Raw genomic sequence first — 7,906 nt, forward strand, 5'->3', positions numbered from 1 at the left:
TAAATCTGTGGGGGGATAGGTGACATCTGGGATAATGTCTAGGGCTGTCATGACTTTTTCCCGGTATTTTAGGATTGATTAATTATAGCTTTTTCTCACAATTGCAGAGATAAGGCGGGGGGATTTTAACCAATAACTTAATTCTATACCTTGACCGATCGCCGTTTCTAAACTAAAGCCTGACTGCAAATAATGATGGGAATTGGTTGCTCCTCACCTTGCAAGCGGCGGCGATCTAACCAGTCCCGCATCTCATGTTGGCTGTATAATTTCTTCAGTTCGCTAAACAAAGCTTCTCCTGTCAGGCTACGGCGCTTAATCAGGTTTAACTCGCGCTTGAGTACAGTGGTAATCGGTTGGCGAAAGGCCTGTTCTAATAGGTTAACCTGCTTACGGATTTCTTCATCCTGAGTGGTTTTAAACAGCAGTCCCAATTCTCGCAAGATGTAGCGCTGTGCTTGAGTCAGAGAACGGCTGTACTCCCGTTCCGATTGGCGGTGTTGGACTTCTTGGGCAAATTTAATCTTGACTTGCATGACTGCTTGGTTGTAATTTTTGGGCAGCGGCAGCGCTGCTTCTTCTGGGGTGGTTTTGAGCATTCCTAAAATGCGGGCAGTATCTTTTGATCTGATCTCTCCCTGTTCATCGAGCCAATATAATTGCTGGTAGCCCTTCCAATCTTTGCGGTTAGGGTAAGAAGCTTCACAGAAGACAATTATGCCCTTATTGAGAGAAAAGCGAGCCGTTCGGATGCCATGAGGCAGGTTAGCTATCCGTTCGTATTCAGCCGGATTTTCTCGCTGGAGTTGTCTGAGAATTTCTTCGGCTTCATTGAGGTCGAGAAATTCTCCCTCATCTTCAAACAAACTTAATTGATGACTACCACTTTTTTCATAAATCGCATACATAGCCTCTTCGTTAAGCTGTTCCGTTGGGTCGAGAATTGCCGCATCCTCACCGATGGTTTCGTGAATTTCTTGAATGCGGTTTTTGAGTTTTTGCCGTAATCCTAGATTCCGCTCTAATCCCGTCTCTGGGAGAAAATTAAAGCCGTAAACCACATCATTCTCGCTGCCAATCCGATCAATCCGACCAAACCTTTGAATAAGTCGGACGGGATTCCAATGCAGGTCATAATTAACAATCAGGTTGCCATCTTGTAGGTTTAAACCTTCGGCTAAAACATCGGTAGCAATTAAAGTTTTGATTTCCGACTCTCCCTGTTGTAATTTATAGTATTTGTTGGCTTTGGGGGCAAATCTTCCCACTACCCGCGCCTTATTTTTATCGCCACTGTAGATGACTTCTAGATCGTCTTGATCGCCGTTAGGATTGAGGTTTTGATACAAGTAATAGGCGGTATCAGCATACTGAGTAAAGATGAGGCACTTGCTATCTTGCAGCGGAGGTTTATTCAACCAGCTTTTAAGGGTTTGTAATTTCGCATCTTTGTCTGGGGTAATTGGCTCAACTAAGTGCAAAATTTTCTCTAGCAATTGGATGTCATGTTCGAGGTGTTTCTGCAATCTTGGGGCATCAAAATCAGCTATATCATACTTCCCAGATGCCTGACGCAAGGCATCGATAATGTCTTGTTCTTCCCCATTGTTTGGCTCATAGAGAATTGCCTGAGCTTCTTCTCCGGCGGGGATAATTCCTTGGCATAAAGCTTCTCGAAAGCGTTGATGGACTTGCAGTAATTTCTTAACAGTTTGTTGGAAGGCATAAACGCTAGATTCAAAGCGTTTGAATAACAGGACTCGCATCAGTCCTCTTAAATTTGCCCCTCCAGTTTGTAAACTGAGTAATGGTTCTTGTTTGCGCTTATTTGGTAATACATAATTTCCCAAACCATAACGAGCATAGCAAAGTTCATTTTTACGAGGTTTGGCTGGTTGCTGTTGGCGAGATTTCCCTAAATATTGGCGCAGTTCTTGGTAAAGTCCTTGATAGGTATCTTCAATACTATATTCAATGGTTTGTAGTTCTCTTTTGGGAAAAAACTGATGCTTACCGCCCACAATAACGTAAGCGCGTTGATTTCCGTTTAAATAATCCTTGAAATTGTCTGCATCTACGGGTTTATGAGTCTTGGCATCAAAGCCGTACCAGCGTAAAATGTGGTTGCGGGTGCGCCGGATCAAGATGTTAGATAACAAGTCAGGTAACTGCCGTTCCCCTTTCTCTACTAATCGAAAATACTCTTTTAGATCGGGCGGTTCTATGGGTAAATCTGTCTTATCATCTTGATGAAAAAGTTTAATCTGATGATAAATATCCCAAGCACTTTTATTACGAGGAGTTGCTGTCAGAAAACAGCATTGTCTCCCGGCTGCTAAAAAGGCTTCGACGATTTTATATCTTTGGGTTGCGGCATTCCGCAGGTTATGACTTTCATCAATTAAGATAAAATCTCGATCTTTGTATTTAAAATCTTCTAATAAAACTCTGATGCCACTGGTTTCATCTTCCCGCAGCAATCCCATCGATAAAACGCGGGCGTTAAGTTGATAAATTTCGTTGTAGCGTTCCCACATTTCCACCAGTGGAGCTGGACAAATAATTAAGGGTCGGGCTTTTTCCACTTGTTCAAAGCGTTTGACAATGGCAGCACCAATAAAGCTTTTTCCTAGTCCTACCACATCGGAAACGAAACAACCTCCGTACTCGCGGATGAGTTTGATCGCTTGGTTAACTGCTACTTTTTGAAAGTCTGCTAGTTTCTCGGTAATTTCGTTATCTATCATCATTTCGCTGGCAGTTTCTTCTGTCAATCGATCGCGCACGAGCATATAGAGAGTTTTCATATAGATGTCGTAGGGACGTACTGGCATCATCGCCCACGACTGTTTTAAAGACTGCATCAGTGTTTCATCAAATTCTGTTGCTTCCTGCCAAAGTTGGTTAAACCATTCTGTTAAACTGGCATGATTTTCATTACCGTGAACGATAACATTAAGTTCGGTATTGTGGGAAATTCCTGATAAAGTAAGGTTAGAAGAACCAACGATAACAAGGCCTTTTTCTTGACGTTCCAAAGGTTGTCCCTGCTGGTTATAAATTGTCCCGTAGTCGAAGATATAGGCTTTAGCATGGAGTCGCCCTTTAGTATAAACTCGCACCTGAAGGCGTTTTTCTTCAATCATAAGAACCAGATTTTTTACTAAGGTTTCTGTTTGATCCGTTTGGTCCATTAGTTCGACGCTGGAACGAATATTGTCGGCGGTTTCTGTTGCCATCTGCTTGCGTTCTGTCCGTTTGGGATATTCTTGTGCCTCTAGATGGTCTTTAATTAGTTCTAAGCGGCGGTAGCCTTCTGCTAATTGTTCGATGGTTTCCCGGTTGCTGGTGTTGCCAATTAGGAGGCGCATTTGTGGGATGGTGGCGAGACGGGGTGCGATCGCAGTAAAGCCGGAGAGGAAGAAGTAACCGACGGCAAAATGAGCGGCTTCTGAAGAGTGAAGAATTTGGTTGATGTTATCGACTAATTTTTGCTGGCGATTGTCGATGATGTCGTGGGTAGGCATAGTTCGATATCCATAAGAGAATTGTTATATCAATAATGTTTTTTAAGAAAATTTACCCTATATTTACAGGTAAATTTTTAGGTTTTAAGGGAGAATGATGTAATAACATTAGTTGATTTTCTTGTAAGGTTTCGATAGCATAAGCACGTCCTGATGTGTCGCTAAATTCCACTTCAAAAACTGTCGGTTCATAAACTTCTACAATTGTTCCGACTTGTCCGCAATATAATCCTAATTGGGGTAAGTCTTCTAATAAGGCAACTACATCTAAGAGTTTCATTTGATTATCTCCTTAAAGTACATAAGTAGGTAGGCGTTAAAAGTTGTCAGATGCCCCCCTTATCAAGGGGGGATTAAAGGGGGGACTAAGGGGGGATCGGCACCCCCCTTATCAAGGGGGGATTAAAGGGGGGACTAAGGGGGGATCGGCACCCCCCTTATTAAGGGGGGCAGGGGGGATCGGACTTAAAATCCATTTTTAACTTAATTATAACCAGCTACTTAATAAAGAAATCGAAATTGTTTTCCTCAACTTAATCTACTGATTTTGCTTAAGTATTTTTTTGTTTAACATAGTTCTGTGATGATTTCAGATACCCGACTTCTTTAATAATTCGGGTATCTAACCCCTTACAGTCCATACAATGCCGCTACTCTCTCATCTATCTCTTTCTCCCATTCTTCACAGTTAACCCCCTTGGCATCTAAGCATTTTTGTACTAATTTAATGATGGGTTCTTTTTCAGATTCAGAAGCGAGAGGGATGGGGATTTTTTCAACATATTGACGTTTTAGCCGTATTCTTCCGCGTTTCTGTGCATCTCCTAGTACTGCTGCCTTTTGTTGAAGATAATTCCAAACAGATTTGGAGTTTAATAAACCTAATAAATATAAATCATTAACAGGAACAATAAAAATTGTATCATTAATATAAAGACCTTTTTCATCTAATGTAAAACGAGACTCTTTGGCAATATCTGGAAAAACAATTTTTGGTTTTTCAAATTCCTTTGAATATCTTAATTGAGGTTGTTGTAATTCATACCATTTTTGTTTATTTGCCCTATTTTCAAGTTGTTGGCGATAAGGCTTTAAGTGTTCAATAACAGATTTCAATTCGCTAATATCAACACCGTGATACATATACAATAAATATCTGTCTTTGTAATTTATGCGCCATTTTCGCACATCATCACCCACAGCTAAAGGTTTAATAATCTCTGCACTTTTAGGATCTTTAGCAATTAATTCTGCTCGTTTTGCACCATCAATCACAAAAGCTTGATTAAAACCAGTTACTACACCTCGATAAATCTGTCCGTTAACATACTCACCTAAAGGAACACCTGCTGCTGCCATTTTCTGTAAACGGTTAGCAGATGACGCATCAGTTAATAGCCAATTGGCTCCCTTAATCGCATCTTTTGGTAAATTCTGTCCAGTCTGTCTAACAATAGCTAAGACATCAGGATAAGGTTCTTCTAAGGATTTAACTTGAGTAAAAATCGGTAAGTTACTAATTTTACCACTCTTTTGAGAGATAAAAATCATTGGGAAAGTGGCTGCTGTTGCAAAAACTGGCAATTCACCAAAATCGGTAATACTTCTCACCTGACAAGTATCAGCGATATGCTCTCTTAACTTCTCCCCATACTTGGCTCGAAACCACTTATTAGAAGAAATAAATGCTAACATTCCACCTTGTTTTAACAGTTGCAAAGCACGACCATAAAAGTAACAATATAAATCAGACCTATCACTGTGAACTTCAGGGAAATTTTTCCGCAAAGCAGGTTTAATTTCCTTAAATAACTCCATTCTCACATAGGGGGGATTTGCTACCTGAATATCAAAACCTCCCTCCGCTAATACCTCGGCAAACTCCACCACCCAATCAAACCCTTTTGAGATAGCTTCCTTATCACTCGCAATCACAGAAGCACTGCCATGGGTTAATAAAGCAATCTGTTTCTTAACCTCATTAATCTCCTGTTCAAGACTTTGTTTATCACTGCCTAAATGCGCTCTTAAATACTTCGCTTTAGCTTCCCTAAACCGATGGATAAACTCCTCGCGCACCATCCCAGAACCTTGGGGATTAGGAGCAGTTAGACTATCTCCTGTTTCGATTTTAAACTTCAAATTGGGTAGCGGTGGCGGATTGTCTCCCTCATATTCAACCGCTAAGGAAAGCCATAACCTTAAGCGAGCAATATTAACCGCAAAAGGATCGATATCAACTCCATAGATATTAGTTTCAATAATCTCTAACTTGCGCTGATAAACCGTTTTATAATCAATACCTTTAGTGGCAAATAAACACTGACGCAAATCTAATAACTCATGCAACATTCCCAATAAATAAGCTCCACTTCCACAGGCAGGATCACAGACTTTGACCTGTTTTAATGTTTCTAAAACTGCCTCTGGATTCTTTAAATTAATAGCATTATATTCGTCAATAAAAAGCTCAATCGCTTCTTTGTTTTCAGAAGTTAATTTACTGCTTAAATATCCCTTCAAAGCCTCCCGACACATAAAAGAAACTATCGGTTTAGGTGTGTAATAACTGCCTGATTCATGTCTTCCCGTGACTAATTCTTCAAACACTTTTCCCAACATTTCTGGGTCCACTGCTACCTCCACATCAAGGGGTGTACTCTCAGTTACAGTGAAATTAAAATTACTAAAAAGGCCCTGTAAGATAACATCGATCGCCTGATCGGGTACTATTATATTAGGATTGCGGTCATCTTCATCCTGTTCAAATAATCCCCCATTAAGATAGGGAACTGTGCCAATTATTTGCCGAAGAAAACCACCGTTATTGATACCAATAATATCCGTTTGTTGGGGATTATTTAGTCCCGTAAAAAACAGATGAGTCAAGCGATTATGATAAAAGTTTTTGTCCGAGGTGCTGTTATCATTCTGATAATCCTGCCATAATGTTTCTAGATAGTCTGTTTGTTCGTTAAACTTCAGCCAACCCTTTTTCTGGATAAAAACAATAAACATCAGGCGATTAAACAGCTTCTGAGTAAATAGTCTTCTCTGGTCAGCATTAGGGAGAGTTTTAGTAATTAATTGCTCAACTTTTTCAAAGACCGAGCGATACTGTTCAAAAAATTTCTTAGTAACTTTCTCAACATCAAAAGCTTCATCATGACGTTCCTGAATCGCTAAAGGAGACTCGGAACTAATATTATCTAAATCCAGTAAACTTAGGCGTTCTGTGGCGGTTCGTAACTGTTCCCCCCGACCCACTGTAATTCGCCGCAAGACTTGCCGTTTTTCTTGTTTTACATCATATTTAACATTGAGAAAATGCCACCGTTCTTGGTGGAAATCAGAGAAAACAAAGAGAGAGTAGGGATGGTTTTTTAGCAGTTGAGTAACGACAAGACGCTCTAAATTGAGCAGCAGTTGCTTAGAGTTGAGACGAGCATAGATAACCTGAAAATCTTCCCCCCCAGAAGCCAATAAAATTGGGTCTTCTGCTAATGCTTCTACTGCTTTATCTGGCCAATTGCGTCGGGACAGGGTTTGATTTTCTTGCTCGTAATTTAACTCGGACCAGAATAATTTTTTGAGCGCATCTAATCCTCTCAGGGATGAAAGAAGGTCATAAACTGACTGCCGAAGTTCAATATCACTCATAAGTTTTCTCACGACCTCTCATTTAGGTTTACTTTCTCTAGGACTTTTGCCACTTCAGTTAAATTGTATCGGGATCGATGCCTAATTCTCGCAATTTTTGGGCCAATTTTTCCTTAGCTTGTCGTTCCCTTTCTTTCTCTAAAAGAGCCTGTTCTTTTTCTAAAAGAGCCTGTTCTTTTGCCTGTCTTTGCTCTAATTCCGCTTCTTGAGGAGTGGGGACTAATTGACCATCGGCGGTAAAATAACGCAGTTTACGGTCAAATATACCTAAATATAATCCTAACTGTTCACCCCACAGATAACCCTGTTCATTGGGAGAAATGGCTTGATATTGTCCCTCAATTAGTCTAAATCCCTGCAATTCTAAAGTATTAGGATCGAACCAAAAATAATTAGGAGTGCGAAAGGTATTTTGATAGAGAATTTTCTTGTTATTGCGGTCAATATTGACCGTAGAATCGGAGAGAATCTCGACAATTACATCCGGATATTTACCCTGTTCTCCCCAAACTACCCAACTTTTGCGGGGACGTTTTTCGGTATCTAAAACCACAAAAAAATCTGGACCCCAGAAATCGCGTTTTTTTAGTTGTTCCTCGTTGTAGTAGATGGTTAGATTTCCCGAAGCGTAGTAATCACTCCTCTCGCGCCATAATAATTCTAGACAACTAAGGAGAATGATGATCTGTTGCAGGTGTAGATCACTTTCCAATGGTGGT

At 40.4% G+C, this 7,906-nt stretch carries 4 protein-coding genes; all 4 read right to left on the minus strand.

Translation table 11 applies throughout. The features are described from left to right. Positions 1 to 167: 167 nt before the first annotated feature. Positions 168 to 3,527, minus strand: coding sequence for a helicase-related protein (locus ACE1AQ_RS09060; RefSeq protein ID WP_110545094.1), 3,360 nt, complete (start codon positions 3,525 to 3,527; stop codon positions 168 to 170). Between the two features lie 52 nt (positions 3,528 to 3,579). Then, entirely contained in the window at positions 3,580 to 3,807 is a 228-nt protein-coding gene (locus tag ACE1AQ_RS09065) for a DUF4926 domain-containing protein (protein WP_008205712.1), read from the minus strand. A gap of 350 nt (positions 3,808 to 4,157) precedes the next feature. Continuing rightward, the gene (locus ACE1AQ_RS09070; RefSeq protein WP_110545092.1) at positions 4,158 to 7,187 is read right to left on the minus strand and encodes an Eco57I restriction-modification methylase domain-containing protein; all 3,030 of its coding nucleotides are present in this window, start codon (positions 7,185 to 7,187) and stop codon (positions 4,158 to 4,160) included. 58 nt (positions 7,188 to 7,245) lie between these two features. Further along, positions 7,246 to 7,906 (minus strand): Uma2 family endonuclease (locus tag ACE1AQ_RS09075; RefSeq protein WP_374808271.1); only part of this gene is annotated, 661 nt, incomplete at its 5' end.

Origin of the sequence: Microcystis sp. BLCC-F209 (assembly GCF_041928595.1) — a bacterium.
In the GTDB taxonomy this organism is placed as follows: Bacteria; Cyanobacteriota; Cyanobacteriia; order Cyanobacteriales; family Microcystaceae; genus Microcystis.

Bases quoted from the DNA above. Each gene is read 5' to 3' on its own strand.
- ACE1AQ_RS09060 (WP_110545094.1), bottom strand. From the start codon at position 3,527: ATGCCTACCCACGACATCATCGACAATCGCCAGCAAAAATTAGTCGAT.
- ACE1AQ_RS09065 (WP_008205712.1), bottom strand. From the start codon at position 3,807: ATGAAACTCTTAGATGTAGTTGCCTTATTAGAAGACTTACCCCAATTA.
- ACE1AQ_RS09070 (WP_110545092.1), bottom strand. From the start codon at position 7,187: ATGAGTGATATTGAACTTCGGCAGTCAGTTTATGACCTTCTTTCATCC.